Genomic DNA, 24,967 nt, shown 5'->3' with positions numbered 1-24,967 from the left:
TCTGAAAGAAAAACGATTAAATTATTTTGCCAGTAGCGGTCTGGACATGATTTTTTGTCCACTCACCAGCGGTCCGGTGATATGACTCGCTGAGCGCTCAAGCACTTCCTGAATGACCGACGACAGTTCGTTAATTTCAAACTTCGCCACATAACCATCGGCCTGAACTTTACGCACATGGTCTTCGTTGGCGCTACCGGAGAGCGAGGAGTGAATCACTACCGGAATGTGCTTAAGGCGCGGATCGCTCTTAATCAGACGGGTCAGGGTGAAGCCGTCCATTTCCGGCATTTCCAGATCCGTCAGTACCATCGAAATCTTATCGCTGATAGGGACGCCTTCGGCATCTGCCTGTTGGCTGAGTACCTGAATACGCTCCCAGGCGTCTTTCCCGGTAATGTGCATCGTGTTAGGGATCTGCATCGCCTGCAGCCCTTTATCCAGCATTGCTCTCGCCACTTTAGAGTCTTCTGCCACAATCGCGACGGCACCGGGTTTGATATTGAACTTCTTATCCGGAAGATGGTTGCCGTGCAGATCGTGATCCGCTGGTGAAATGTCGTAAAGAATCTGCTCAACATCCAGCACCATCGCCAGATTGTTACTGTCTTTGTCTTCGTCAAGGCAGGCAATACTGGTGATATACTGGCCGTTAATGGCCTTCTCTGCCGTATGAACCTGTTTCCAGTCCAGACGAATAATATTCTCTACCGACTCTACCGCAAACGCCTGCACGCTGCGGGCATATTCTGTAATTAACAAAATATTGAGGCCAGTCTCAGGCTTACAGCCTGCAACTGCGGAGAGATCAATCACCGGGATCACCTGATCACGAATGTTGACCATACCCATTAATGGCGGTTTCATCCCGGCAGGACGGGTAAACGTCGGCATCGGAACGATTTCACGCAATTTAAAAACATTTATGCCGAAAAGTTCTGATTTCTCGTTCTTCATCGAGGCACCAAGACGAAACAGCAACAGCTCAAAACGGTTCGACAGGGTAAGATTCGCCCTGTCATCAATATCTTTCTGGAAATTATCCATGGTGCCCTCAATGTGGAATGGCTGCGGTAAGACTGTTATCGGCACATTGCGGAAAAAGTAGAGTGCGCAATATCACATCATAGCGCAATGGTATAAAAATCTTTTGCGAGGGTGGTTTGCGCAAAGATTGTACGGCATTCACTAAGTAAATGCTGACTTCCTTCGGCATCATAGCGGGAACTGACGTGGGTTATAATGAGCCTGCCCACTCCTGCATCCCGCGCCAGTTGTGCCGCCTGATGCGTTGAACTGTGCCCGCGACTGTTTGCTTTTTCCTCCATGGCATATTCCAGCGTGGCCTCATGTACCATCATGTCGACACCCTGGGCCAATTGCAGCGCGGCAGGGCAGGGGGCGGTATCGCCAAAAATGGCCAGTTTTTTTCCGGGTGTTGCCGGGGCGAGGAAATCCTCACCGTGAATAATGCGGCCATCTGCGAGGGTCACCGTTTCACCGTTTTTGAGACGCTGGAAAAGTGGCCCGGGCGGTATGCCCAGGGCAGTTAATGCCCGCGCATCCAGGGCGCCCGGTTTGTCATGCTCCTCAATACGATAGCCATAACACTCTACCGGATGGTTCAGGGCGAAAGCGGTTACGCGGCGTAAACCATCATCCACTACCTGTCCCTCGCTGACTTCTTCAATCGTGAGTGGATAGTCGGTCCACGACCCGCTCAGACGCAGGCTGGTCTCCACGAATTCGCGAATCCCTTTCGGCCCATAAATCGTCAGCGGTTGTGCATTACCTGCCATGGAACGGCTACAGAGCAGTCCTGGCAGGCCAAAAAGGTGATCACCATGCAGGTGGGTAATAAAAATACGATCCAGTTTGCCGGGATTAAATGACGTTCGCAGCAACTGATGCTGTGTCCCTTCACCACAGTCAAATAACCACAGGCCAGCCTGTGTCGGATGCTGCAAATTGAGCAATATCGCAGTCACATTACGCGTGCGCGTCGGCACGCCCGCCGAGGTGCCAAGAAAAATCAGTTCCACAATGCATTACGCCCTTTGCGTTAATGGCAAAGCATTTAGTATAACGAGGTCACACCAAATAAGGAGCACATCATGATTCGCTGGCAGGACCTGCACCATTCTGAATTAACCGTCGCTGATCTTTACGCCCTGCTTAAGCTGCGCTGTGAAGTCTTTATTGTTGAACAAACTTGCCCGTACCTTGATGTTGATGGCGATGACCTGGTCGGTCAAAACCGCCATCTGCTCGGCTGGAAAGAAAATCAGCTGGTGGCTTATGCGAGGATTCTGAAAAGTGAAGACGATCTGGAGCCGGTTGTGATAGGGCGGGTGATTGTCAGTGAGCAGGTTCGCGGTGAAAAACTGGGGTACCAATTGATGGAACGTGCGGTGGCTTCTTGCCAGCAACACTGGCCGCAGCATGCGCTGTATCTGGGGGCGCAGGCTCATTTGCAACATTTTTATGCCCGCTTTGGTTTTGTTCCGGTGACTGATGTTTATGACGAGGATGGCATTTTGCACATCGGAATGGCGCGGGAAGTGCGCCAGGCGTAACCGGCGGTGATTGTCTATAGTTAGCGGACAGGTACATAACATGGAGAAAACCGATGTCTAATCAATTTTATGATTCACGTATCGATGATGACCTGGCCCTGCTGAGCGAGACGCTGGAAGAAGTGTTACGCTCCTCAGGCGATCCCGCTGACCAGAAATATATTGAGCTTAAAGCGCGCGCAGAGCAGGCTCTGCATGAAGTGAAAAACCGCGTCAGTAGCGCTTCTGATACCTATTACTATCGGGCGAAAAAAGCGGTTTACCGCGCGGATGATTATGTTCACGAAAACCCCTGGCATGGTATTGGCGTAGGTGCCTCTGTAGGCCTTGTCTTAGGGTTACTGCTGGCCCGTCGTTAATAAAAAATCCCCTCCCTAAACGGGGGTACTGCTAATTTTCGCAGTCACCCCGTATACTAAGCGTTTTTGAGCGGGAGGGGGTTGCGTGCATTCCATTTCAGCTGCGCTGGAGCAGTTACGCGAGAAATTATCCGGCATTGATGCTAACTCACCTGGATTTTACGTCTTTGACGTTGCCTTTGCCCTCAATGACGCTTTCGACCCACTGACTTTTTTAGCCAGTCAGTCCTGCTTTCCACAATTCTACTGGCAGCAACGTAGCGGTGAAGATGAAGCTGCTGCATTGGGTCAGGTGTTGCGTTTTACCTCGCTGACAGAAGCCCAACATTTCCTCAACGACAATGCCGAATACGATCTGCGTATCTGGGGGCTGAATGCTTTTGACCCTCAACAAGGCGAGCTATTCCTGCCGCGTCTCGAATGGTGCCGGGAAGCGGGACGGGCATCCTTACGTCTTATTGTCATGAATGACACAGCACAACGCGGCGATGTTGCGCAGGCACGTGCATTTATTGATGCCCTGGTTCGCGTGAAGTCGCTGCCAGATGTGCAGATGGAGCTGGTTTCACAGCAACACTATCCGGAACAATCGGGCTGGGAAGCGCTGGTTACCCAGGCAACGCAGGCGATTGCGCGCGGTGAGATGGACAAGGTCGTACTTGCGCGTGCCACGGATTACCGTTTCTCCCAACCGGTGAATGCTGCTGCCCTGATGGCGGCGAGCCGTCGCCTTAACCATCACTGCTTTCATTTTTTTATCGCCTTTGCCCCCCACAACGCATTTCTGGGTTCGTCTCCTGAACGCCTGTGGCGCAGAAGGGGGAGATCATTGCGTACCGAAGCTCTGGCAGGGACCGTCGCTAACGATACAGATGATACGCGGGCTGCTGAGCTGGGTGACTGGTTAATGAATGACGACAAAAACCAGCGCGAGAATATGCTGGTCGTCGAAGATATCTGTCAGAGATTACAGCATGCAACCTCAACGCTGGATGTGTTGCCACCGCAAATTGTTCGACTGCGTAAAGTGCAACATCTGCGGCGCTGTATCTGGACCGAAATGCATCATAAAGATGATGCAGAGTGTTTAACGCTGCTCCAGCCAACTGCCGCGGTAGCCGGGTTGCCCCGTCTGGCGGCGCGTGCCTTTATAACGCAGCATGAACCCTTTGAGCGTGAGTGGTATGCCGGTTCGGCGGGCTATTTGTCGCTTAAACAAAGCGAGTTCTGTGTCGCATTACGCTGTGCAAAAATCAGTGATACCACTGTGCGTTTATACGCGGGGGCGGGGATCGTGGCAGGTTCCGACCCGACAATGGAATGGCAGGAAATCGAAAATAAAGCGGCGGGATTGCGTTCATTATTGATAATGAAACACGCATAACCGACCCATATCAAAAATCTACTCTTTTCGATTCTTTATACTAAGCCACAATATTGATACTGGACAAACTTATGTCAGTGAGTGCTTTTAACCGACGCTGGGCCGCGGTGATTCTTGAAGCTTTAACGCGCCACGGCGTGCGACATGTTTGTATCGCGCCGGGGTCCCGTTCCACGCCGCTGACGCTGGCGGCGGCAGAAAATCCGTCCTTTATCCATCATACGCATTTTGATGAACGTGGTTTGGGGCATCTTGCACTCGGTCTCGCAAAAGCGAGCGGCACCCCGGTGGCGCTCATCGTCACCTCTGGTACAGCCGTAGCAAATCTCTACCCGGCGTTGATTGAAGCCAGCCTCACCGGGGAAAAATTGATTTTTCTCACCGCCGACAGACCTCCCGAACTCATTGATTGTGGTGCCAACCAGGCAATACGCCAGCCGGGGATCTTTGCGTCGCACCCGACGCAATCGCTGGCGCTACCGCGTCCGTCGCTGGACATTCCCGCCCGTTGGCTGCTTTCAGCTGTCGATCATCTTATGGCGTCCGCTCAGACTGGCGCGGTGCACATTAACTGCCCGTTTGCTGAACCGCTGTACGGTGAAATGGATGATACGGGACTTGCCTGGCAGCAAGCGCCCGGCGACTGGTGGCAGGGCGACAAACCCTGGCTGCGCGAAGATTTACATATCGGCAGTGCGAAACAACGCGACTGGTTTTTCTGGCGGCAGAAACGCGGCGTGGTCGTGGCTGGTCGAATGAGTGCGTCCGAAGGCAAGCTGGTTGCCGCATGGGCTAAAATGCTCGGTTGGCCACTTATTGGCGATGTCCTTTCACAAACCGGACAACCGCTGCCGTGCGCCGACCTGTGGCTGGGCAACGCTCGTGCGGTAAGTGAGCTACAAACCGCACATATTGTTATTCAACTTGGTAGCAGTCTGACCGGTAAGCGATTGCTCCAGTGGCAGGCGACCTGCGAGCCGCAGGAGTACTGGCTAATAGATTCTGTTGCCGGGCGGCTTGATCCAGCGCACCACCGTGGTCGCCGTCTGGTTTCCGGTATTGCCGAGTGGCTGGAGCTGCATCCGGCAGAAGCACGCGCACCCTGGTGTACTGAAATCCCACAATTATCCGCTCAGGCGTGGCAGACGGTTGACCGTCAGTGTGAAACCTTTGGCGAAGCGCAACTGGCGCATCGGCTGGCAAAGTATCTGCCGGATCAGGGGCAGTTGTTCCTCGGCAATAGCCTGGTGGTCCGTCTGGTGGATGCGCTGGGACAGCTACCGGCCGGTTATCCGGTCTATAGCAACCGTGGCGCGAGCGGTATCGATGGTCTGATTTCTACTGCCGCAGGGGTACAGCGCGGCGCGGCGCGGCCCACGCTTGCAATCGTCGGCGACTTGTCTGCCTTGTACGATTTGAATGCGCTGGCATTACTGCGCCACGCTTCTGCGCCGATGGTGTTGATTGTGGTCAATAACAACGGCGGGCAGATCTTCTCACTATTGCCGACCCCGCAAAGCGAGCGTGAACAATTTTATCTAATGCCCCAGCATGTGCGTTTTGAGCATGCGGCGGCGATGTTTGGCCTGAAATATCATAATCCCCAAACCTGGGATGAGCTTGAACAAGCTCTGGTGGGGGCATGGAGTAAAGCGGGGACAACGCTGATCGAGCTGGTGGTGAAAGACACTGACGGCGCGCATACGCTGCAACAGTTGCTCGCGCAGGTAAGTCAGCTGTGATCCTTAATGCGCGAGCCATGCCAGGAGAGCCGCAAAAGCCGTGGCTGATTTTTCTGCACGGTTTTTCGGGTGACAGCCGTGAATGGCAACCCATCGGTGAGCGCTTCACAGCATGTCCACGCTTGTATATTGACCTGCCGGGCCACGGTGATTCGGCGGAGATCAGCGTGGCATCCTTCAGACAGCTAAACGAAGCGCTGTGTGACACTCTTAATAGTTACAACATACTAAGATACTGGCTGATAGGATATTCGCTGGGCGGACGGGTGGCGATGCACTTTGCCTGTTCGCAGCCAGCGGGGCTATTAGGGTTGATCGTTGAAGGGGGACATCCGGGGCTGACGGATGCGACTGCTCGACAGGCACGCCTGCTCTCCGATGGACAATGGGCGCAGCGATTTCGCGTGGAACCGCTTGTTGACGTTTTTAACGACTGGTATCAACAACAGGTTTTTGCGTCTTTGAGTGGGGAACAACGGCAAAATCTGGTGGCGTTACGTAGCCAGAATAATGGCCCGGCGTTGGCTACTATGCTGGAAGCGACCTCGCTTGCCGTACAACCGGACTTACGCTCTGCGCTGCAAAAGGCGCCTTTTCCATTTCATTATTTATGTGGTGAGTTTGACAGTAAATTTCGCGCGCTGGCAGCTGAGGTTAGCGCGGACTGTCATGTAATTGTTGACGCCGGGCATAACGCGCATCGGGAACGCCCCGATGGCGTGGCGAACTGCCTGGCGCAAATTCTGCGTCTCGATATAAAGGGCACACTATGATCTATCCCGATGAAACCATGCTGTACGCACCGATTGAATGGCAAGACTGCTCTGAAGGTTATACCGATATTCGTTATCACAAATCGATAGATGGTATTGCCAAAATCACCATTAATCGTCCCCATGTGCGCAACGCATTTCGTCCATTGACCGTTAAAGAGATGATTCAGGCGCTGGCTGATGCGCGCTATGACGACAACATCGGTGTGATCATTCTGACCGGTGAAGGCGAAAAGGCATTCTGCTCGGGGGGCGATCAGAAAGTCCGTGGCGATTACGGCGGATACCAGGATGACTCCGGCGTACACCATCTGAATGTACTGGACTTCCAGCGTCAGATTCGTACCTGCCCGAAACCGGTGGTGGCGGCCGTTGCAGGCTACTCCATTGGCGGCGGCCACGTACTGCACATGATGTGCGACCTGACGATCGCGGCGGAAAACGCTATCTTTGGCCAGACCGGTCCGAAAGTGGGCTCCTTTGACGGCGGCTGGGGCGCATCCTATATGGCGCGTATCGTCGGTCAGAAAAAGGCGCGTGAAATTTGGTTCCTGTGCCGCCAGTACAATGCCAAAGAGGCGCTGGATATGGGGCTTGTCAATACGGTGGTGCCTGTTGCTGAGCTTGAGCGGGAGACTGTGCGCTGGTGCCGTGAAATGTTGCAGAACAGCCCGATGGCACTGCGTTGCCTGAAAGCGGCACTGAACGCCGACTGTGATGGGCAGGCAGGTCTGCAGGAACTGGCGGGTAATGCCACCATGCTGTTCTACATGACCGAAGAGGGTCAGGAAGGCCGCAATGCGTTTAACGAAAAACGTCAGCCGGACTTCAGCAAATTTAAGCGGAACCCGTAATGCGCTGCGCGCAAGTTTACCGCTGGCAGATAACGATGGACGCGGGCGTCGTACTGCGTGACCGGCGGCTGAAAACCCGTGACGGGCTGTTTATTCATCTACGGGACGACGTGCGTGAAGGCTGGGGCGAGATTTCGCCTTTGCCGGGATTTAGCGTGGAGTCTCTTGAGGAGGCTACAGCCGCAGCCTGTGGCTGGGCCCGGGAGTGGCGAGCGGGGTATGGCGATCTGCTGCCGGGATTGCCGTCGGTTGATTTTGGTATCAGCTGTGCGCTGGCGGAACTGCGCGGCTCGTTGCCGCAGGCGGCGGACTACCGTGCCGCGATACTGTGTACGGGCGATCCTGACGAACTGTTTGCCGCACTGGCTGCCATGCTGGGCGAAAAAGTGGCGAAAATGAAAGTCGGCCTGTATGAAGCGGTGCGCGATGGCATGGTAGCAAATTTGCTGCTGGAGGCGATGCCTGACTTGCGCCTGCGTCTGGACGCTAACCGTGCCTGGACGCCGCTCAAAGCGCAGCAATTCGCAAAGTATGTGAATCCGGATTACCGTGACCGCATTGCTTTTCTGGAAGAGCCCTGTAAAACGCGTGATGATTCTCGCGCCTTCGCCCGCGAAACGGGGATAGCCATTGCCTGGGATGAAAGTTTACGTGACGCTGACTTCACTTTCGAGCGTGAAGAAGGCGTACGTGCGGTGGTCATTAAACCCACCTTAACCGGAAGTCTTGAGAAGGTTCAGGCGCAGGTGACAGCGGCCACGCAGTTGGGTATGACGGCGGTAATCAGCTCGTCAATCGAGTCCAGCCTTGGCCTGACCCAACTGGCACGCATTGCCGCATGGCTCACCCCTGAAACCATTCCGGGTCTCGATACGTTAAGCCTGATGCAGGCTCAGCTTGTGCGTCGTTGGCCGGATAGCCCATTACCCTGCCATAGCGTTGAGACGCTGGAAGCCCTGCTATGAGGTTCAATACCTGGCCATGGCATTACTGGTGCGAAATGCGTGGCGATGCGCCGGCTATTCGCTTGCAGGATGAGACCTTAAGCTGGCGTGACCTGTGTGTACGTGTTGATGCGCTGGCCGCCGGTTTTGCTCTCCAGGGGGTAAGCGAGGGCGATGGCGTGATGCTCCGTGGGCGAAACCAACCCAACGTGGTGTTAGCGTGGCTGGCCTTACTGCAGTGTGGCGCACGTATACTGCCGATCAACCCTCAATTGCCCGCGCTTTTGCTGGAGACATTGCTTCCAGCCCTGACGTTGCGTTTTGACGTTAATCTGGCCGATGGCAACACCTTTGCGGGTCTGTCGCCGCTTGAACTGCGACCTGTTGCCCAACCTTATACCGTCGACTGGCAGCCACAACGTCTGGCGTCGATGACGCTCACCTCTGGTTCGACAGGTTTACCCAGGGCGGCGGTTCATACCTGCGCAGCGCACCTTGCCAGCGCAGAAGGGGTGCTGGCGATGATTCCTTTCGCGCCAGAAGATGACTGGCTGCTGTCACTACCGCTGTTCCATGTGTCCGGGCAGGGAGTTTTGTGGCGCTGGTTGCTGGCAGGCGCGCGCTTAACTGTCTCTGAGAGCACTCTGGCAGAGGCTTTGCAGGGATGTACCCATGCGTCGCTGGTGCCTACGCAGTTGTGGCGCCTGTTGAATGAGGCAGCAGATATTTCGCTCAAAGCCGTTTTGCTGGGCGGTGCGGCGATCCCGGTCGATCTGACTGAACATGCGCGTGAGCGTGGTGTGCGTACCTGGTGTGGCTATGGCCTGACGGAGTTTGCGTCGACGGTATGCGGGAAAGAGGCAGATGGCCGGCCTGATGTCGGTTATCTGCTGCCGGGAAGAGCATTGCGTATTGTTGACGATGAGATTTGGCTGCGGGCAGACAGTATGGCCTCAGGTTACTGGCGTGACGGGGAATTACTGCCCTTGCTCAATGATGAGGGCTGGTTTGCCACCCGTGACAAAGGTGTACTGCGCGACGGTCGTCTGAGTATTCTGGGACGACTGGATAATCTGTTTTTCAGCGGCGGCGAAGGTATCCAGCCTGAGGAAGTGGAGCGTGTCATCATGGCGCACCCGCAAATCCGGCAGGTATTCATTATTCCACGTGAGGACCGCGAATTTGGTCATCGACCTGTGGCGGTAGTGGAGTGCGATGACGCCGTCGAACTCTCGCAGTTTAGCGCCTGGGTACAGGATAAGCTCGCGCGTTTTCAACAACCCGTTGCGTGGTTGCGCTTGCCGGAGCATCTCTCGTCCGGCGGGATTAAAATATCACGCCATGCACTACAGTTATGGGTCGCCGCACTGTAGATTTTTTGCGTGGCGCTTTCCAGTTTGAAGGCGGGGAATGTCCACCGGCAGCAGAAGGGTGTTAGTGTCCTGACATTTCCGCTCAGGCAAGGAATGCCATGAAGAACACCGCTGCATCCACCACGCATGATGCGCTTTTCAAGCAGTTTCTTACCCATAAAGAGACGGCGTGCGATTTTCTGACACTCCATTTACCCGCGTCGCTACGTCAACTTTGCGATCTTACTACGCTGAAACTGGAGTCCGGAAGTTTTGTTGACGAGGCACTGCGTGCAACACATTCCGATGTGCTCTACTCGGTCAAAACCCATCATGGTGGGGGATATATTTATGTACTCATTGAGCACCAAAGTTCACCCGATAAGCTTATGGCCTTTCGCTTGATGCGTTATGCCGTCGCGGCAATGCAGCGACATCTCGATGCGGGAAACACAGTCTTGCCTCTGGTGATTCCGATGCTTTTTTATCATGGGCGCATTAGCCCGTATCCCTTTTCGTTATCCTGGCTGGATATGTTCAGCCAACCGCAACATGCCCGTGAACTGTACACAGCGTCATTTCCGTTGGTGGATATCACCATTGTGCCAGACGAGCAGATCATGACGCACCGACGTGTGGCCTTACTCGAATTATTACAAAAACACATTCGCCTGCGGGATATGACCCTCTTGCTGGACAAACTGGTCACAACCTTGTCGCTGGGATACACTACGCGGCAGCAATTGCGCGCTGCGATGCACTATTTACTGAGCAGAGGCAACACGCCAGCACCCGGAGCTTTTCTTCGTCGGCTGGCACTTCGTTCGCCACAACATAAGGAGACGTTGATGACTATTGCTGAACAACTGGAAGAACTCGGCAGGCGTAAAGGTTTTCGTCAGGGGCGCAAAGAAGGCCGTCATGAAGGCCGGAATGAAGGACGTGAGGAAGGTCAAAAGTCAGAGGCGCTTCGCATCGCCTGTGAAATGTTACGTAGTGGGATGGACAAAGCCATCGTGCAGCGTCTCACTGGTCTGAGTGAAGCGGAACTGGCGCAGTTCAAACATTAAATCTGCGCCGCTATGTTCTAAGAGTAGTCCTTTCTGGCTTAGCGTGCGACGGGGGCGACATTAAGCTCCACTTCACCGTTCTCCCTGGTGCAGTCAAAAATCAGGGAGCTCATGTAGATCTCTTCTTTGTTGTCTTTGATGTAGATTTTCATGCGCACCTCGTCGCTAAAAGTCCACGGCGTTATCTGCTGCAATACCCATTTCTCGCCTGGTTCGATGCCCCACCACACCGAGTCCACTGGCCGGCTAAAACGCCATAATCACCCTTTGACGCATGATTGAGTCCTTATCCCTGGGCGGGGTTGGGCTTATACCACTCACGTTGCGCGGGGGCAGTAAGCTGTCAAAAATGTAGCAAACGGTCCTGTACTGGCGCATTTAATGAAAACGAGCGCATAAAAATCGTGGATTGATGTAAATAATCATTTTTAGTTCAGTATTCTTAAAAAAAATGATCGTACAATCAGCCGCTTTGGAACAGTGGACTATCGTTGCGCGGATAAGAGAAATGAAAAAGAGTTTATGTTTGGGTTTTGCCAGCCTTCTGCTGGCGTCTGCCGGGGCAAATGCCGTGAGCTTGAGCGGCCAGGTTGGTGAGCACTACACAAACCTTGGCGTTGGGTTGGGTACGGAAACCAGTGGCCTCGCGTTGAGCGGTAACTGGGCACACAACGATGATAATGGCGACATCGCCGGTCTTGGCCTGGGGTATAACATTCCGCTGGGGCCGTTTATGGGGACTGTTGGCGGTAAGGGTGTTTACCTTAACCCGAATGCCGGAAGCGAAGGGTATGCGCTGGCCGCAGGCGGCGGTCTGGCGTGGCAGATTAGTGACAGTTTTCGCCTCTTTGGCGAATATTATTACTCTCCCGATTCCCTCTCCAGCGGGGTTAATGACTACCGTGAAGCGAATGCCGGTGCTCGCCTGACCATTATACGTCCGCTCAGCATCGAAGCCGGTTACCGTTATGTCGATCTGACTGGCAAAGAAGGCAAACGCGATAATGCGGTGGCAGATGGCCCGTATGTCGGCGTCAACGCCAGCTTCTGATCTTTCGGCGCGGCGTCCGTCCGCGCCAGTTTCTTACCTCTTTTCTTCTCTTCATGCGGTATAGTGTTTCAACCTCTATTGCTGGAGAAAATAATGTTAAACGTAGAGATGCTGTCAACCGGCGATGAAGTCTTGCACGGGCAAATCGTGGATACGAATGCCGCCTGGCTGGCAGATTTTTTCTTTAATCAGGGGTTACCGCTTACCCGACGTAATACCGTTGGCGACAACCTCGACGACCTGGTGGCCATTCTGCGTGAACGCAGCCAGCAGGCGGATATTCTTATTGTTAATGGTGGATTAGGCCCAACCAGCGATGACCTCAGTGCGCTGGCGGCGGCAACGGCGAAGGGCGAAACGCTGGTATTGCATGAAGAATGGTTGACGCAGATGGAGCGCTTCTTTACCGAGCGCGGACGCGTTATGGCGCCCAGCAACCGCAAGCAGGCAGAAATTCCTGCCAGTGCAGAGCTGGTGGATAACCCTGTCGGCACTGCCTGCGGTTTTGCTTTACAGCTTAATCGCTGCCTGATGTTCTTTACGCCAGGGGTGCCTTCGGAGTTTAAAGTGATGGTGGAACGTGAAATTCTTCCGCGCATTCGCGCACGCTTTACGCTTCCTGAGCCGCCTGTCTGTCTGCGCCTGACAACCTTTGGTCGCTCTGAAAGCGATCTGGCGCAAAACCTGTCGCATTTGACGTTACCCGAGGGCGTGGTAATGGGGTATCGCTCATCAATGCCCATTATTGAGCTGAAACTCACCGGTCCTGCAGAGCATCGCGAGGCGATGGACGCGTTATGGCCGGAAGTGAAACGGGTAGCCGGTGAGAGCCTCATTTTCGAAGGTACCGTGGGTTTACCGGCGCTGCTTGCCGGTCGACTGCGTGAACGTCAACTCAGCCTGACGCTAAGCGAACAATTCACCGGTGGCCTTGTGGCCTTGCAGCTTTCGCGTGCGGGCGCGCCGTTGCTGGTCAGCGAAGTCATCCCTTCACAGGATGAAGCGTTAGTGCAGACGGCTCGTTGGGCTGCGGGGCTGCGCGATCGCCATCTGGCCGGGCTGGCACTCACCATCTCGGGGCTGGAAGAAGAGCATCTGAACTTTGCGCTGGCGACACCGGAAGGCACGCATGCCTTACGCGTGAAATTTAATACGAATCGACATAGTCTGATAGTACGCCAGGAGGTCTGTGCGATGATGGCGCTCAATATTCTGCGCCGTTGGCTTAATGGCCAGGATGTTGCCAGTGACCATGGCTGGATCAATGTCGTCGAATCGTTATTTGTTGAATAATCCTTTTACGCCGGAAGAAATAGCGCTTCCGGCCTTTTCCAGTCCAACCTGTTGTACTCTGCCTGAAAAAATCTGCGTTTCACTTCACGTTTTTTATTCACGAGATGTCCAGCATTCTGGATCACTCTGGCTTTATGATCGTTCTCACAAAACCTGGTCCGGTAAGCCGCAACACTGATTCCAATATTCAGGACTGGAGTCCAATATGTTGGAATCAACCAAAGTACCCGCGCTCAGCCGGGCAATCGACATTCTTAATCTCATCGCTCGTAGCGGGCCTTGCAGCGCTGCGATAATCATTGAAGAGACCGGGATTCCTAAAAGCACCGCCTATCTAATTTTGGCGGAATTAAAGAAAGCGCGTTTATTGCGTGTTGATAGCAATGACAACTACTGCTTATGGACAAAGCTCGTTGAACTTGCCGGGCACGCTTTGGCAAGAATGGATCTGCGCGAAATTGCCCGCCCCCGTCTGACTGAACTTATGGATGAGACCGGTCTGCTCTGTCATCTGGGGATTATTGATGACGCAAATGCCTATTACATTCTCAAAATAGAATCCTCCTCCACCATCAGCGTGCGCTCTCATGAGGGCAAAAGTCTTTCCCTTTATCGCTCGGGTATAGGGAAGTGTCTGCTGGCCTGGCAGCCGCCTGCGATCCGCGATGAAATCATCCGTCATTTGCACTGGGAAAAAGCGACGTCGTCGACCATTGCCAGTGCCCAACAATTACACGATGAACTGATGCTGATTCGTTCCCGCGGATGGAGCTATGACAATGGCGAAGATTACCCCGATGTCCGATGTGTTGCAGCCCCCGTTTTTGATGCGCGCAACGCGCTAACGGCAGCCATCTCGGTAGTGGGAACCCGTCTGCAAATCAATGAGGAAAACCGGGATTACCTGGCAGGTAAGGCGATTACTTGCGCAAAAGATATTTCCCGGCTCTTAGGGTGGAAAAGCCCGTTCGACAAGCAAGCATCATAAAAAGGAGAACATCATGAACTTACCGAAAATTAAACACGTCAGGGCCTGGTTTATCGGAGGCGCTACCGCAGAGAAAGGGGCAGGTGGCGGTGATTATCACGATCAGGGAGCCCATCACTGGATAGACGATCATATCGCTACCCCTATGAGCAAATACAAGGCCTATGAGCAATCCCGACAGTCTTTCGGTATCAACGTACTGGGAACCTTAATTGTTGAGGTGGAAGCGGAAAATGGCCAGACGGGCTTTGCTGTTTCCACCGCCGGAGAGATGGGCTGTTTTATCGTTGAAAAGCATTTAAACCGCTTTATCGAGGGTAAATGTGTCAGTGATATCAAACTCATACATGATCAGATGCTTAATTCCACCTTGTATTACGCAGGGTCTGGCGGGTTGGTTATGAATACGATCTCCTGCGTCGACCTGGCTTTGTGGGATCTGTTTGGCAAGGTTGTCGGGTTACCCGTCTATAAATTGCTCGGTGGTGCGGTACGTGACGAAATCCAGTTTTATGCGACCGGCGCGCGCCCTGACCTGGCGAAAGAGATGGGATTTATTGGCGGCAAAATGCCGACACACTGGGGCCCTCATGATGGTGATGCGGGTATTCGCAAAGATGCGGCAATGGTGGCTGAATATCGCGAGAAATGCGGTGAAGATTTCTGGCTTATGCTGGATTGCTGGATGAGCCAGGATGTTAACTATGCAACAAAACTGGCCCATGCCTGCGCTCCTTATAATCTGAAATGGATCGAAGAGTGTCTGCCACCACAGCAATATGAGGGATATCGCGAACTGAAACGTAACGCACCTGCCGGAATGATGGTTACCAGCGGTGAGCATCACGGTACGCTGCAATCGTTTCGTACGCTTTCGGAAACCGGGATTGATATCATGCAGCCTGATGTCGGCTGGTGCGGTGGCTTAACGACGCTGGTTGAGATCGCCGCAATCGCAAAAGCGCGCGGACAACTTGTCGTGCCACATGGTTCTTCGGTTTATTCCCATCACGCGGTGATTACCTTTACTAATACGCCATTCAGTGAGTTTTTAATGACCAGCCCCGACTGCTCTACGCTGCGTCCGCAATTTGACCCCATCCTGGTGGATGAACCAGTGCCAGTGAATGGACGTATCCATAAGCGTGTTCTGGATAAACCGGGCTTTGGTGTCGAACTTAATCGCAACTGCAATTTAAAGCGCCCGTATAACCACTAATTCCTCCGCGTCGCGCCGTCACTACGCGGCGCAGCCCTACATGAGGTCATTACAATGAATACCAGCTTATTGGATAGCGTGGTAAAGAAAAACCGCGCCCGTTTAATCCCCTTTATGTTGATGTTATACGTCCTGGCATTTCTTGATCGTTCCAATATCGGTTTTGCAAAAGAGACGTATCAGATAGACACCGGCCTGAGCAACGAGGCTTATGCATTGGGGGCGGGGATCTTTTTTGTGGTGTACGCCTTCCTCGGCGTACCGGCTAATTTATTGATGCGCAAGTTCGGCGCACGCTACTGGATTGGGGGGACCACCCTGTTATGGGGATTTCTCTCTGCGGCGATGGCCTGGGCTGATACCGAAGCCCGGTTTCTGCTTGTACGCACCCTTCTGGGGGCAGCAGAAGCAGGTTTCTTCCCTGGCATGATTTACCTCACCTCTCAGTGGTTCCCACAGCGCAATCGCGCCAGCATCATGGGACTTTTTTACATGGGGGCGCCATTAGCCTTGACGCTGGGTTCGCCGCTGTCCGGCGCATTGCTTGAAATGCATGGCTTTATGGGACATCCGGGGTGGTTCTGGATGTTTTTGATTGAAGGTCTGCTTGCTGTCTCCGCTGGGATCTTTACCTTCTTCTGGCTGGATGATACGCCAGCCCAGGCCCGCTTCCTCACGCCGCAAGAGAAGGGTGTTCTTGAGACTCAGCTGGCCAGCGAAGAGGAAAGTAAAGTGACCTCACGTCTGACCGATGCCCTGCGTAATGGACGGGTATGGCAGCTGGCTTTCATTTATCTGACTATTCAGGTCGCGGTGTATGGATTGATCTTTTTCCTGCCGACGCAGGTGGCCGCGTTGCTGGGAACAAAAGTGGGATTCACCGCCTCTGTCGTTACTGCTATCCCCTGGGTTGCCGCCCTGTTTGGTACCTGGCTTATTCCTCGTTATTCCGACAAGACGGGGGAAAGACGTAACATCGCTGCGCTGACACTGTTAGCGGCGGGTATTGGCATTGGCGTTTCCGGCCTGGTATCTCCCGTGCTGGCCATTCTGGCCTTATGCGTTGCGGCGGTGGGATTTATTGCCGTGCAACCGGTTTTCTGGACCATGCCAACGCAGCTTCTGTCCGGAACGGCGCTGGCTGCGGGCATTGGTTTTGTGAATTTATTCGGCGCGGTTGGCGGATTTTTGGCCCCGATCATCCGTGTCAAAGCCGAAACCCTGTTTGCCAGCGGTGCTGCCGGGCTTCTGACCCTTGCCGGCGTGGCAATTGCCGGTGCGCTGCTCATTTTAACGCTGAATGTCAGACATTCTGTCTCCCACTCAAACAGCGTTCATTCATGACAAAAAGGAAGTGAAATGACAATGGATCCGATTTTATCCAATCCGTTCAAGGCGGGCCTGCTAAAAGGCGAAACGCAGATTGGTCTGTGGTTAAGTTCCACCACGTCGTATATGGCTGAGATTGCGGCGACCTGCGGGTATGACTGGTTATTGATTGATGGCGAACATGCGCCGAATACTATTCAGGATCTCTATCAGCAGTTGCAGGCCATTGCCCCTTATACCAGCCAGGCCGTCATTCGGCCCGTTGAGGGGAGCCGTGTTCTTATCAAACAAGTGCTCGATATTGGTGCCCGTACCTTGTTAATTCCCATGGTAGAGAGTGCGGAACAGGCACAGGATATTGTGGCTGCCACGCGCTACCCGCCGCAAGGCGTTCGTGGAGTGGGGGCGAGTGTCGCGCGCGCTGCGCGGTGGGGCCGGGTTGATAATTATATGGCCCGCGCCAATGAAGAGCTGTCTTTGTTGATTCAGGTTGAAAGCAAACTGGCGCTGGATAATCTTGACGCCATTTTGCATGTTGATGGTATCGACGGCGTATTTATCGGCCCTGCCGACCTCTCCGCCTCGTTGGGCTATCCTGACAACAGTGGTCATCCGGAAGTACAACGTGCCATTCAGCAGGCCATTAAGCAAATTCGTGATGCAGGGAAGGCGGCGGGTTTTCTGGCGGTCGATCCTCTGATGGCAAAGAAAGTTCTTGAGTGGGGGGCTAATTTCGTGGCAGTTGGTGTCGACACCATGTTATATACCGGTGCGTTGGATGAACGTTTAGCGATGTTTAAACGGTCTGTACCGTCTGCCGCTGCAGCGAAGGGCAGTTATTAACTATTCGCCCGCCGGGAGGATGCCGGCGGGCGAAATCTTTAACGCAGCGCCTGCGCCAGTAGGGTGATAGGGTGTTCACAGCGAAGGCTGGTGGACATTTCTACCTGCCATTTACAGGTTTCACAATCTGTGATGACCAAATCCGCGCCGCTGGCCTCAATCTGGCGGAATAGCGGTTCGCCAATTGCCTGCGAGGTAGGGTAGTTTTCCCGCTTAAAGCCATACGTCCCCGCAATCCCGCAGCAACGTGACTCCAGCACGTTAAGTTCCAGCCCGGGGATCCGTCGCAGCAGATCCAGGGTGTAGTGCGTCCAGCCCATTTTCTCCATATGGCACGGTGTGTGATAAACCACTTTCAACGGTAATTCTTTGAGTTTGAGCGTATTGCCTTCTTCCAGCTTGCGCCAGATCCAACGCGTTGCCAGGTCAATGTGCGGACGTAAATGATGATTATCCACGTCCAGCAAATGCGGATATTCATCCCGCAGAGTGAAGGTACAGGTTGAAGAGGTGGCAATCACCGGAATGCCGTCTCCTGTGATGCTCTGCTGCAACGCCCGAATATTAAATTCCGCCTGCTTTTTCGCTTTGGCAAAATAACCATTGGCGATCAGCGGCACCCCGCAGCATTTTTCCTGGCGTAGCAGTTGCACACCGATCCCCATCGCGTTCAGCACCTGCAGCAAATCTTTACCCAATTGCGGATGGTTGTAATTCACATAGCAGCCATGAAAAAACGCCACCTGTTGGTCAAACGCTTTTTGCCTGTCGGCAACGGAGCGATACCAGCGGCGAAACGTGCCATGGGAATATTTTGGCAGTGTCCGGTGATGATCGATTTTCAGCGCTTTATCAAGCAACTGGCGAACAGGCTTGAGCGACGTGGCGGTATTAACCAGCGGTGCGAATGGGGTGGATAACGACCCCATCAAATCCGTATGGCTCAGTATGGCATTACGCAGTGAAGGCGGATTGACGGCATATTGCGAACGCGCACGCTGAATAATATCGCCAATCTTCACCCCGGAAGGACAGGCAGTTTCACACCGTTTACAGTTGGTGCAGTATTTCAGCGCCTCATCAAACAGTGCCGGATCTTTTAGACGTAAACGCTCGCCATCGGGCCCCGCCTGTTTCGGGCCAGGGTAGGACGGATTTACCGCACTGACCGGGCAGACCGTAGTGCAAACGGTGCATTTGATACAGCTTTCAAACTGAGTTGTTGTCATTTTAGCTCTCCCCGGGCACAAATTTGTTCTGCGGCATACAGCGCGGTAACCGCACAAACGCCGCCACCGCACCCCTGGGCAACGGCATCAAAACCGCCTAATACAGAGCCCACTACATACAGGTTCTCCAGTGTTGTGCCCTGGCGCTTAGCGCGTAGCGTTTCGTCAGTGATAGCGCCAAACTGTTGCCACGGCTGGGCATCAAAAACATTGTCGCGATACCAGCTCTCCCGTCCGGGGCTTTGTAAAACGTCGAGGTCAAAAATGGCTTCCCGGACGCGATCGCGTTCGGCAATCAAACCGTTACTGAAAAAACTGCCGCTGGCGAGCACCACATGGCGGGGACGGAGCGGAATATCCTCGTGCTTGCGTGTCCACAGTTGTGTCACGCGACCCTTTTCCACATCGGCCCGTATTACCTCGTCTCCGGGCATCCATGTACCTCCGCTCTGGATAAAGCGTTGCTGCAGGCGTGATTGCATACGGGTGCCGGGAACCGATGGTGGCAGGGTGGGCAGCAAATGCAGTGGGCAGGAGAGTTGCTGATTGAGGCGCGTAAAGACGGTGCTGTCCTGCAGGCCAATACAGGCCGGGAAGTAGAGCACATCGTACTGACGGCTTAACGGTAGTAAGGCGCGGTACATCTCGTCAAAATTCTCAGCCATATCCAGTACGCGAGCGACATTGACGGCGCGAAATTCACTTGGGTTATCGCGCACGCGATCCAACACTGGCAGCGTTATCTCTTCTGCGTTCGCATTCATGCCATGTTTTCTCAGTGACGCGGCAGCCAGCTGCGGCTGGAAATCGAGAAACCCAGAAATGCCGACAACCCCGATGGTCATATCTTTTGTCGGCTGGAGAGGAATTTCATCGGGGCTTAACCAGGCCTGACGAAAGGTACCCAGCGGGGTGACGCGCATATGCGGTGTGTCTGCGTCACCTTTTAGTGCCAGGCCGCAATCTGCCAGCATGGTCTGGGTCATTTTTGCATAGTGGCGTACCCTTTCACCGCCCAGCAGAGCATAAGGATGTTCGCTTTGCATACGCTGTAACGCATCCACCCCGGCGATGAGGTCGCTGACCGGTTGCCCGTCCGGCAGGCGGGAGAGTAAATCCAGTGAGCCGGAGGAGAAGTTGAGTGCGCTTTGACCGCGGCTGACAATAGCACAGCGTTGGCCATTTTCGCTCAGCCGGATGCCGCAGAGTAATCCGGCGAGGCCGCCGCCGATTATAACCGTATCAAATTTCATCAGTTGGCTCCTTTTCCAGCCCGCACAGTCCTTGATAGACCCAACGTGTAAATTCACTTTCTCGTAGCGCATCACCCCAGGCGACAGGTTTGATGCCTTTCCAGCGCTCATTCAGGAACGCTGAAAGTTGGCTAAGAGATTCCGTTTCATTGGTTACTCGCATGCTGTGCAACAAGCCTGCTGCGCGACAGGCGCACAACTCACCCTGACAGGTGCCCATGCCCACGCGGGTACGGCGGCGTAGATCGAGCAGGGAGTTAACATTAAGATTTTCAACGGTGTACTGGACTTCCCCGGCGGTGACGGCTTCGCATTCGCATACCAGACTACGGCTGTGGCGATCGCTGCCTAATGAGGCTGGTGTGCGATCGCCATGGCGATAAATGGCCGAGCCGCGTAGCGGCACCGGCAGTGAGATTATTTTTTTCAGCGCCTGTTCTGTCGGCTGTTGTGAGCCAGGTAATGGCGTTGTCGCTGTGGTACAGGGGGTGCTGTGACCGAGCTTGCGGCAGACGGCATCAGTGGCCCATTCCGCCATCAGACGGTAGGTCATCAGTTTGCCGCCGGTAATAGTGATAAAACCTTCCATTCCGTCCCGCTGGGCGTGATCGAGCAGCACAATGCCGCGACTGACGTTACGTCCTGTCGGGTCATCGTCGCTGGCAACCAAAGGACGGACGCCCGCATAGGCACGCAGGATACGGGTTTGCGCCATCACTGGCGCCAGCTTTTCCCCTTCACGCAGCAGAATATCGACCTCTTCGGGCGTCACCCGAATGTTATCAATATCCTTATAGTCGATATGAGTGGAGGTGGTGCCGATCAGGGAAATGGTATCGCCAGGCACGAGGATGTCGGCATCTGCCGGCTTACGGCAGCGGTTTATCACATGCTGGTTGATGCGATGGTCAAGAATCAGAAGGGCGCCTTTGGCCGGGAACATTCGGATTCGTAAATCCGCATATTCTGCGATGCGCTGGCCCCAGATCCCGGCGGCATTAACAACGACAGGAGCATGCAGGTGATAAAGTTCATGTGTTTGCGGGTTCATCAATTGTACGCCGGTGACCCTGTCGCCCTGACGAACTAAGCCGCAGACTTCATGGCCTGTCAGGATAGTGGCGCCATGTTCACGCGCGTCCAGCATATTGCTGGCGGTCAGGCGAAAAGGATCCACGGTGCCGTCGGGAACGCGCACGGCGCCAGTCAGTGCCGGGTTGACGCTGGGTTCCATACGCCGCGCTTCTTCTGGTGTAATGGCCTGCGCGTTAATCCCTGCGCGCTGGCAGGCGTCAATAAAGACTGGCTGGTAAGCCAGATCGTCTTCCGGCAGGGTGATAAACAGGCCGTCTGTAGGCTCAATACAGTGGCGAGCGATACGCTTGAGGATTTGGTTTTCTGCAATACATTCCCGGGCGGATTCGTTATCAGTCACTGCATAACGTGCACCGCTGTGCAATAAACCGTGATTGCGGCCAGTGGCACCTGTCGCAATGTCATGGCGTTCAAGCAGCACCACGCGCAGGCCGCGCAATGCACAGTCGCGGGCGATACCTGCCCCGGTCGCGCCACCGCCGATGATAATGACATCGTAGTCGTTTGAGTTACCCATTTTTTCGTCTTCCGAGCGGGATTCCATGGAAACATTTAGCCACACTGTTGCTGTGGATTGTTTGATATCGCGCATATTCGAGCAAAAAACGAAAATAACAGGGGCGGTTTTATGTCTGAAAGTGGAGCTTTGTCATAAATATGTAACATAAGGTGCGACAAATCGCCTTTTGTCGCTAGAATTTGCTGGCTAAAACCGTTTCAAACGAAATTACGGTTTCGTTTTCACTCATTGCAGTTACTTATAATGATAAAACCCTGCCACGGAGGCGTATTATGTTGAGTATTTTCCGGCCTGAATCTCACCGAGAAAGGCTTCCTGAAGAACGCATTGACCCGGTTTATCGTCGTCTGCGCTGGCAGATTTTTCTGGGTATTTTCTTTGGCTATGCGGCCTATTATCTGGTGCGCAAAAACTTTGCGCTGGCCATGCCTTACCTCGTAGAACAGGGTTTTTCGCGTGGTGATTTAGGCTTTGCTCTCTCGGGGATCTCCATTGCCTATGGCTTTTCAAAATTCATCATGGGGTCGGTATCGGATCGTTCGAATCCGCGTGTCTTTCTGCCCGCCGGGCTGATTCTGGCGGCGGCAGTCATGTTGTTCATGGGATTTGTCCCGTGGGCGACTTCGAGCATTGCCATTATGTTTGTGCTGCTGTTCATGTGTGGTTGGTTCCAGGGAATGGGATGGCCTCCGTGCGGACGTACCATGGTGCACTGGTGGTCGCAAAAAGAGCGTGGCAGGATAGTGTCTGTATGGAACTGCGCGCACAACGTGGGCGGCGGTATTCCCCCGTTGTTGTTCCTGCTGGGTATGGCATGGTTTAACGACTGGCGGGCGGCGCTGTATATGCCTGCGTTTGGAGCAATCATTGTGGCTATCTTCGCATTCGCCATGATGCGCGATACTCCCCAGTCCTGCGGCTTACCGCCGATTGAGGAGTATAAAAACGACTATCCGGACGATTACAGTGAAAAGGCGGAAGAGGAGCTGACGGCAAAGCAAATCTTTATGCAGTACGTCTTCCCGAACCGTCTGCTCTGGTATATCGCTATCGCCAACGTATTCGTTTATCTGCTGCGCTACGGCATTCTGGACTGGTCACCAACCTACCTGAAAGAAGTGAAGCATTTCGCGCTGGATAAATCCTCCTGGGCCTATTTCTTTTACGAATATGCCGGGATCCCCGGTACGCTGATTTGCGGCTGGATGTCTGACAAAGTGTTCAAAGGTAACCGTGGTGCTACAGGCGTCTTCTTTATGACGCTGGTCACCATTGCCACGATCATCTACTGGTTAAACCCGGCGGGCAATCCGACGATAGACATGGTATGTATGATTGTTATTGGCTTCCTGATTTATGGCCCGGTGATGCTGATTGGTCTGCACGCCCTTGAACTGGCGCCGAAAAAAGCGGCCGGTACGGCAGCGGGTTTCACCGGTTTATTCGGCTATCTTGGCGGGTCGGTGGCGGCCAGCGCGATTGTCGGTTACACCGTCGATTTTTTCGGCTGGGACGGCGGTTTTATGGTAATGATTGGCGGCAGCATTCTGGCGGTGCTCTTGCTGATTGTGGTGATGATGGGCGAACGCAAACATCATGCACAGGTCGCGGCTAAGCGCCGGTAAGAAAATAAAAAGGGCCGCGTGCGGCCCTTTTACATTTCAATCTCAATATCCCCTTTTGCTTTGCAGCAGCAGGGTAAGATTTCGTCAGGCTGGATAAACGCCAGCGGCTCGGTCAGCCAGTCGACCTGGCCTGCAACCAGGCGACAGCGGCAGGAGCCGCAATAACCTTCCCGGCACTGGTATTCCACCGTCACGCGGTTTGACTCCAGCGCCACCAGCAGAGAAGGGTGTTCTTCCTGGCACAACACCTGTGTGCCCGTCAGACGCAAGGTTACGCGTGTCATCAGAGCTGGAAGTTACTCAGGTCGTCGGTATCGACCTCAGCATCGATCTGACCGACCAGATAAGAGCTGACCTCTACTTCCTGCGGAGCAACCTGTACATTATCGGAGACCAGCCAGGTATTAATCCACGGAATCGGGTTAGAGCGGGTCTGGAACGGTAAATCCAGGCCGACCGCCTGCATGCGAATATTGGTGATGTACTCAATATACTGCCAGAGGATATCTTTATTCAGGCCGATCATGGAGCCATCGCGGAACAGATATTCTGCCCATTCTTTCTCCTGCTGAGCCGCCTGGACGAACAGGTCATAGCACTCTTGTTTGCACTCTTCGGCAATCTCCGCCATTTCCGGATCATCGCTACCCGAACGCAGTAGGTTCAGCATGTGCTGAGTACCGGTCAGATGCAGTGCTTCATCACGCGCAATCAGACGGATGATTTTGGCGTTGCCTTCCATCAGTTCGCGCTCCGCGAAGGCGAAAGAGCAGGCAAAGCTGACGTAGAAGCGGATAGCTTCCAGCGCGTTAACGCTCATCAGGCACAGATACAGTTTCTTTTTCAGCTCTCGCAGGTTCACGGTCACGGTTTTGCCGTTGACGGTGTGGGTACCCTCGCCCAGTAAATGCCAGTAGCTGGTCAGTTCAATCAGCTCATCGTAATAGGCAGAGATGCCCTCGGCACGTTTCTGGATCTGCTCGTTGGTGACGATATCGTCAAATACCACCGCCGGATCGTTGACGATATTACGGATGATGTGGGTGTAAGAGCGCGAATGGATCGTTTCTGAAAACGCCCAGGTTTCAACCCAGGTTTCCAGTTCCGGGATCGAAATCAGTGGCAACAGCGCCACGTTCGGACTGCGCCCCTGAATAGAGTCCAGTAGGGTCTGGTATTTCAGGTTGCTGATGAAAATGTGTTTTTCATGTTCCGGCAATGCCTGATAATCAATTCGGTCGCGGGAAACGTCAACTTCTTCCGGACGCCAGAAAAAGGAGAGTTGCTTTTCAATCAGCTTTTCGAAGATGTCATATTTTTGCTGATCGTAGCGCGCCACGTTGACCGGCTGGCCGAAGAACATCGGCTCTTTGAGCTGGTCGTTTTTCGTTTGTGAAAAGGTGGTATATGCCATTGCGGTGAGTCCTGTTGAGATTTTATTGCCCGGCGGCACTGCGTTTGCCGGGCC

24 protein-coding genes are annotated in these 24,967 nt (G+C 53.9%); 16 read left to right on the top strand and 8 right to left on the bottom strand.

The features are described 5' to 3' along the window. Positions 1-21 precede the first annotated feature (21 nt). Positions 22-1,047 carry a chemotaxis protein gene (locus AAIG39_RS06720; protein WP_039079898.1) on the bottom strand — a complete coding sequence of 342 codons (1,026 nt, stop codon included), beginning with the start codon at positions 1,045-1,047 and terminating at the stop codon, positions 22-24. A 77-nt stretch (positions 1,048-1,124) separates the two neighbouring features. After that, positions 1,125-2,042, bottom strand: a complete 918-nt coding sequence (rbn, locus tag AAIG39_RS06715) for a ribonuclease BN (RefSeq protein ID WP_343193456.1) — start codon at positions 2,040-2,042, stop codon at positions 1,125-1,127. A gap of 72 nt (positions 2,043-2,114) precedes the next feature. Here rbn and AAIG39_RS06710 point away from each other — a divergent pair, with 72 nt between their 5' ends. From AAIG39_RS06710 to AAIG39_RS06670, 9 genes are all read left to right on the top strand, one after another. Then, positions 2,115-2,576, top strand: a complete 462-nt coding sequence (locus AAIG39_RS06710) for a GNAT family N-acetyltransferase (RefSeq protein WP_039079900.1) — start codon at positions 2,115-2,117, stop codon at positions 2,574-2,576. Positions 2,577-2,629: 53 nt separating this feature from the next. Beyond that, complete coding sequence (gene elaB / locus AAIG39_RS06705) at positions 2,630-2,935, top strand: stress response protein ElaB (protein ID WP_039079901.1); 306 nt, start codon at positions 2,630-2,632, stop codon at positions 2,933-2,935. A gap of 85 nt (positions 2,936-3,020) precedes the next feature. Then, the gene (gene menF, locus AAIG39_RS06700) at positions 3,021-4,319 is read left to right on the top strand and encodes an isochorismate synthase MenF (RefSeq protein WP_425503267.1); all 1,299 of its coding nucleotides are present in this window, start codon (positions 3,021-3,023) and stop codon (positions 4,317-4,319) included. 71 nt (positions 4,320-4,390) lie between these two features. Beyond that, positions 4,391-6,061, top strand: coding sequence for a 2-succinyl-5-enolpyruvyl-6-hydroxy-3-cyclohexene-1-carboxylic-acid synthase (menD, locus tag AAIG39_RS06695; RefSeq protein ID WP_343193455.1), 1,671 nt, complete (start codon positions 4,391-4,393; stop codon positions 6,059-6,061). Next, a complete protein-coding gene (gene menH, locus AAIG39_RS06690; RefSeq protein WP_343193454.1) occupies positions 6,058-6,834 on the top strand; it encodes a 2-succinyl-6-hydroxy-2,4-cyclohexadiene-1-carboxylate synthase in 777 nt (258 codons plus the stop codon). The genes menD and menH overlap by 4 nt, the downstream gene beginning before the upstream one ends. Continuing rightward, positions 6,831-7,688, top strand: a complete 858-nt coding sequence (gene menB / locus AAIG39_RS06685) for a 1,4-dihydroxy-2-naphthoyl-CoA synthase (protein WP_249569231.1) — start codon at positions 6,831-6,833, stop codon at positions 7,686-7,688. The genes menH and menB overlap by 4 nt, the downstream gene beginning before the upstream one ends. Continuing rightward, positions 7,688-8,653: an o-succinylbenzoate synthase gene (gene menC / locus AAIG39_RS06680; RefSeq protein ID WP_343193453.1), complete on the top strand. Its 966-nt coding sequence runs from the start codon at positions 7,688-7,690 to the stop codon at positions 8,651-8,653. The genes menB and menC overlap by 1 nt, the downstream gene beginning before the upstream one ends. Further along, the gene (gene menE, locus AAIG39_RS06675; RefSeq protein WP_090085282.1) at positions 8,650-10,005 is read left to right on the top strand and encodes an o-succinylbenzoate--CoA ligase; all 1,356 of its coding nucleotides are present in this window, start codon (positions 8,650-8,652) and stop codon (positions 10,003-10,005) included. Before menC ends, menE begins: the two co-directional genes overlap by 4 nt. Positions 10,006-10,103: 98 nt before the next feature. Then, a complete protein-coding gene (locus tag AAIG39_RS06670) occupies positions 10,104-11,054 on the top strand; it encodes an Rpn family recombination-promoting nuclease/putative transposase (protein WP_343193452.1) in 951 nt (316 codons plus the stop codon). Positions 11,055-11,092: 38 nt separating this feature from the next. On the opposite strand, the gene AAIG39_RS06665 is transcribed toward AAIG39_RS06670, so the two are convergent. Then, a complete protein-coding gene (locus AAIG39_RS06665) occupies positions 11,093-11,284 on the bottom strand; it encodes an NUDIX hydrolase (protein ID WP_139223059.1) in 192 nt (63 codons plus the stop codon). Positions 11,285-11,562: 278 nt separating this feature from the next. On the opposite strand from AAIG39_RS06665, the gene AAIG39_RS06660 reads away from it, so the two are divergent. The 6 genes from AAIG39_RS06660 (at position 11,563) to yfaU (ending at position 17,777) form a co-directional block, all read left to right on the top strand. Beyond that, a complete protein-coding gene (locus tag AAIG39_RS06660) occupies positions 11,563-12,105 on the top strand; it encodes a YfaZ family outer membrane protein (RefSeq protein WP_090085287.1) in 543 nt (180 codons plus the stop codon). 93 nt (positions 12,106-12,198) lie between these two features. Then, complete coding sequence (locus tag AAIG39_RS06655) at positions 12,199-13,398, top strand: nicotinamide mononucleotide deamidase-related protein YfaY (protein ID WP_249569225.1); 1,200 nt, start codon at positions 12,199-12,201, stop codon at positions 13,396-13,398. Between the two features lie 205 nt (positions 13,399-13,603). Next, the gene (locus tag AAIG39_RS06650) at positions 13,604-14,386 is read left to right on the top strand and encodes an IclR family transcriptional regulator (protein ID WP_249569224.1); all 783 of its coding nucleotides are present in this window, start codon (positions 13,604-13,606) and stop codon (positions 14,384-14,386) included. A 13-nt stretch (positions 14,387-14,399) separates the two neighbouring features. Continuing rightward, positions 14,400-15,605: an L-rhamnonate dehydratase gene (gene rhmD, locus AAIG39_RS06645; protein ID WP_090085292.1), complete on the top strand. Its 1,206-nt coding sequence runs from the start codon at positions 14,400-14,402 to the stop codon at positions 15,603-15,605. A 54-nt stretch (positions 15,606-15,659) separates the two neighbouring features. Continuing rightward, positions 15,660-16,949, top strand: coding sequence for an MFS transporter (locus AAIG39_RS06640; protein ID WP_090085294.1), 1,290 nt, complete (start codon positions 15,660-15,662; stop codon positions 16,947-16,949). 21 nt (positions 16,950-16,970) lie between these two features. After that, complete coding sequence (gene yfaU / locus AAIG39_RS06635) at positions 16,971-17,777, top strand: 2-keto-3-deoxy-L-rhamnonate aldolase (RefSeq protein WP_343193464.1); 807 nt, start codon at positions 16,971-16,973, stop codon at positions 17,775-17,777. Positions 17,778-17,815: 38 nt separating this feature from the next. Here the strand turns inward: yfaU and glpC are convergent, their stop codons facing one another. Genes glpC through glpA form a run of 3 tightly spaced genes read right to left on the bottom strand, consistent with a single transcriptional unit; the run spans position 17,816 to position 21,871 of the window. After that, positions 17,816-19,006: an anaerobic glycerol-3-phosphate dehydrogenase subunit GlpC gene (gene glpC, locus AAIG39_RS06630; protein ID WP_343193451.1), complete on the bottom strand. Its 1,191-nt coding sequence runs from the start codon at positions 19,004-19,006 to the stop codon at positions 17,816-17,818. Beyond that, positions 19,003-20,259, bottom strand: a complete 1,257-nt coding sequence (gene glpB, locus AAIG39_RS06625; protein ID WP_249569221.1) for a glycerol-3-phosphate dehydrogenase subunit GlpB — start codon at positions 20,257-20,259, stop codon at positions 19,003-19,005. Before glpB ends, glpC begins: the two co-directional genes overlap by 4 nt. After that, positions 20,249-21,871 carry an anaerobic glycerol-3-phosphate dehydrogenase subunit A gene (gene glpA / locus AAIG39_RS06620; RefSeq protein ID WP_343193450.1) on the bottom strand — a complete coding sequence of 541 codons (1,623 nt, stop codon included), beginning with the start codon at positions 21,869-21,871 and terminating at the stop codon, positions 20,249-20,251. The genes glpB and glpA overlap by 11 nt, the downstream gene beginning before the upstream one ends. Before the next feature lie 275 nt (positions 21,872-22,146). Between glpA and glpT the strand changes: the two genes are divergently transcribed. Next, positions 22,147-23,499, top strand: a complete 1,353-nt coding sequence (gene glpT / locus AAIG39_RS06615; protein ID WP_249569219.1) for a glycerol-3-phosphate transporter — start codon at positions 22,147-22,149, stop codon at positions 23,497-23,499. A 29-nt stretch (positions 23,500-23,528) separates the two neighbouring features. On the opposite strand, the gene yfaE is transcribed toward glpT, so the two are convergent. Both yfaE and nrdB read right to left on the bottom strand, forming a co-directional pair. After that, positions 23,529-23,783 carry a class I ribonucleotide reductase maintenance protein YfaE gene (yfaE, locus tag AAIG39_RS06610; protein WP_090085302.1) on the bottom strand — a complete coding sequence of 85 codons (255 nt, stop codon included), beginning with the start codon at positions 23,781-23,783 and terminating at the stop codon, positions 23,529-23,531. Further along, entirely contained in the window at positions 23,783-24,913 is a 1,131-nt protein-coding gene (gene nrdB / locus AAIG39_RS06605; RefSeq protein WP_090085581.1) for a class Ia ribonucleoside-diphosphate reductase subunit beta, read from the bottom strand. Before nrdB ends, yfaE begins: the two co-directional genes overlap by 1 nt. Positions 24,914-24,967: the final 54 nt, after the last annotated feature.

It is taken from the genome of Phytobacter palmae (assembly GCF_039409775.1).
Taxonomy (GTDB): domain Bacteria; phylum Pseudomonadota; class Gammaproteobacteria; order Enterobacterales; family Enterobacteriaceae; genus Phytobacter; species Phytobacter palmae.
This window is presented reverse-complemented; position numbering and strand designations above follow the sequence as displayed.

Excerpts from the sequence above, each read along its gene's own strand:
- AAIG39_RS06650 (WP_249569224.1), top strand. The coding sequence starts at position 13,604 with ATGTTGGAATCAACCAAAGTACCCGCGCTCAGCCGGGCAATCGACATT.
- glpB (WP_249569221.1), bottom strand. The coding sequence starts at position 20,259 with ATGAAATTTGATACGGTTATAATCGGCGGCGGCCTCGCCGGATTACTC.
- menC (WP_343193453.1), top strand. The coding sequence starts at position 7,688 with ATGCGCTGCGCGCAAGTTTACCGCTGGCAGATAACGATGGACGCGGGC.
- glpC (WP_343193451.1), bottom strand. The coding sequence starts at position 19,006 with ATGACAACAACTCAGTTTGAAAGCTGTATCAAATGCACCGTTTGCACT.
- AAIG39_RS06670 (WP_343193452.1), top strand. The coding sequence starts at position 10,104 with ATGAAGAACACCGCTGCATCCACCACGCATGATGCGCTTTTCAAGCAG.
- AAIG39_RS06660 (WP_090085287.1), top strand. The coding sequence starts at position 11,563 with ATGAAAAAGAGTTTATGTTTGGGTTTTGCCAGCCTTCTGCTGGCGTCT.
- elaB (WP_039079901.1), top strand. The coding sequence starts at position 2,630 with ATGTCTAATCAATTTTATGATTCACGTATCGATGATGACCTGGCCCTG.
- menB (WP_249569231.1), top strand. The coding sequence starts at position 6,831 with ATGATCTATCCCGATGAAACCATGCTGTACGCACCGATTGAATGGCAA.
- AAIG39_RS06720 (WP_039079898.1), bottom strand. The coding sequence starts at position 1,047 with ATGGATAATTTCCAGAAAGATATTGATGACAGGGCGAATCTTACCCTG.
- AAIG39_RS06640 (WP_090085294.1), top strand. The coding sequence starts at position 15,660 with ATGAATACCAGCTTATTGGATAGCGTGGTAAAGAAAAACCGCGCCCGT.
- rhmD (WP_090085292.1), top strand. The coding sequence starts at position 14,400 with ATGAACTTACCGAAAATTAAACACGTCAGGGCCTGGTTTATCGGAGGC.
- glpT (WP_249569219.1), top strand. The coding sequence starts at position 22,147 with ATGTTGAGTATTTTCCGGCCTGAATCTCACCGAGAAAGGCTTCCTGAA.
- nrdB (WP_090085581.1), bottom strand. The coding sequence starts at position 24,913 with ATGGCATATACCACCTTTTCACAAACGAAAAACGACCAGCTCAAAGAG.
- yfaE (WP_090085302.1), bottom strand. The coding sequence starts at position 23,783 with ATGACACGCGTAACCTTGCGTCTGACGGGCACACAGGTGTTGTGCCAG.
- menD (WP_343193455.1), top strand. The coding sequence starts at position 4,391 with ATGTCAGTGAGTGCTTTTAACCGACGCTGGGCCGCGGTGATTCTTGAA.
- yfaU (WP_343193464.1), top strand. The coding sequence starts at position 16,971 with ATGGATCCGATTTTATCCAATCCGTTCAAGGCGGGCCTGCTAAAAGGC.
- glpA (WP_343193450.1), bottom strand. The coding sequence starts at position 21,871 with ATGGGTAACTCAAACGACTACGATGTCATTATCATCGGCGGTGGCGCG.
- menE (WP_090085282.1), top strand. The coding sequence starts at position 8,650 with ATGAGGTTCAATACCTGGCCATGGCATTACTGGTGCGAAATGCGTGGC.
- AAIG39_RS06655 (WP_249569225.1), top strand. The coding sequence starts at position 12,199 with ATGTTAAACGTAGAGATGCTGTCAACCGGCGATGAAGTCTTGCACGGG.
- AAIG39_RS06710 (WP_039079900.1), top strand. The coding sequence starts at position 2,115 with ATGATTCGCTGGCAGGACCTGCACCATTCTGAATTAACCGTCGCTGAT.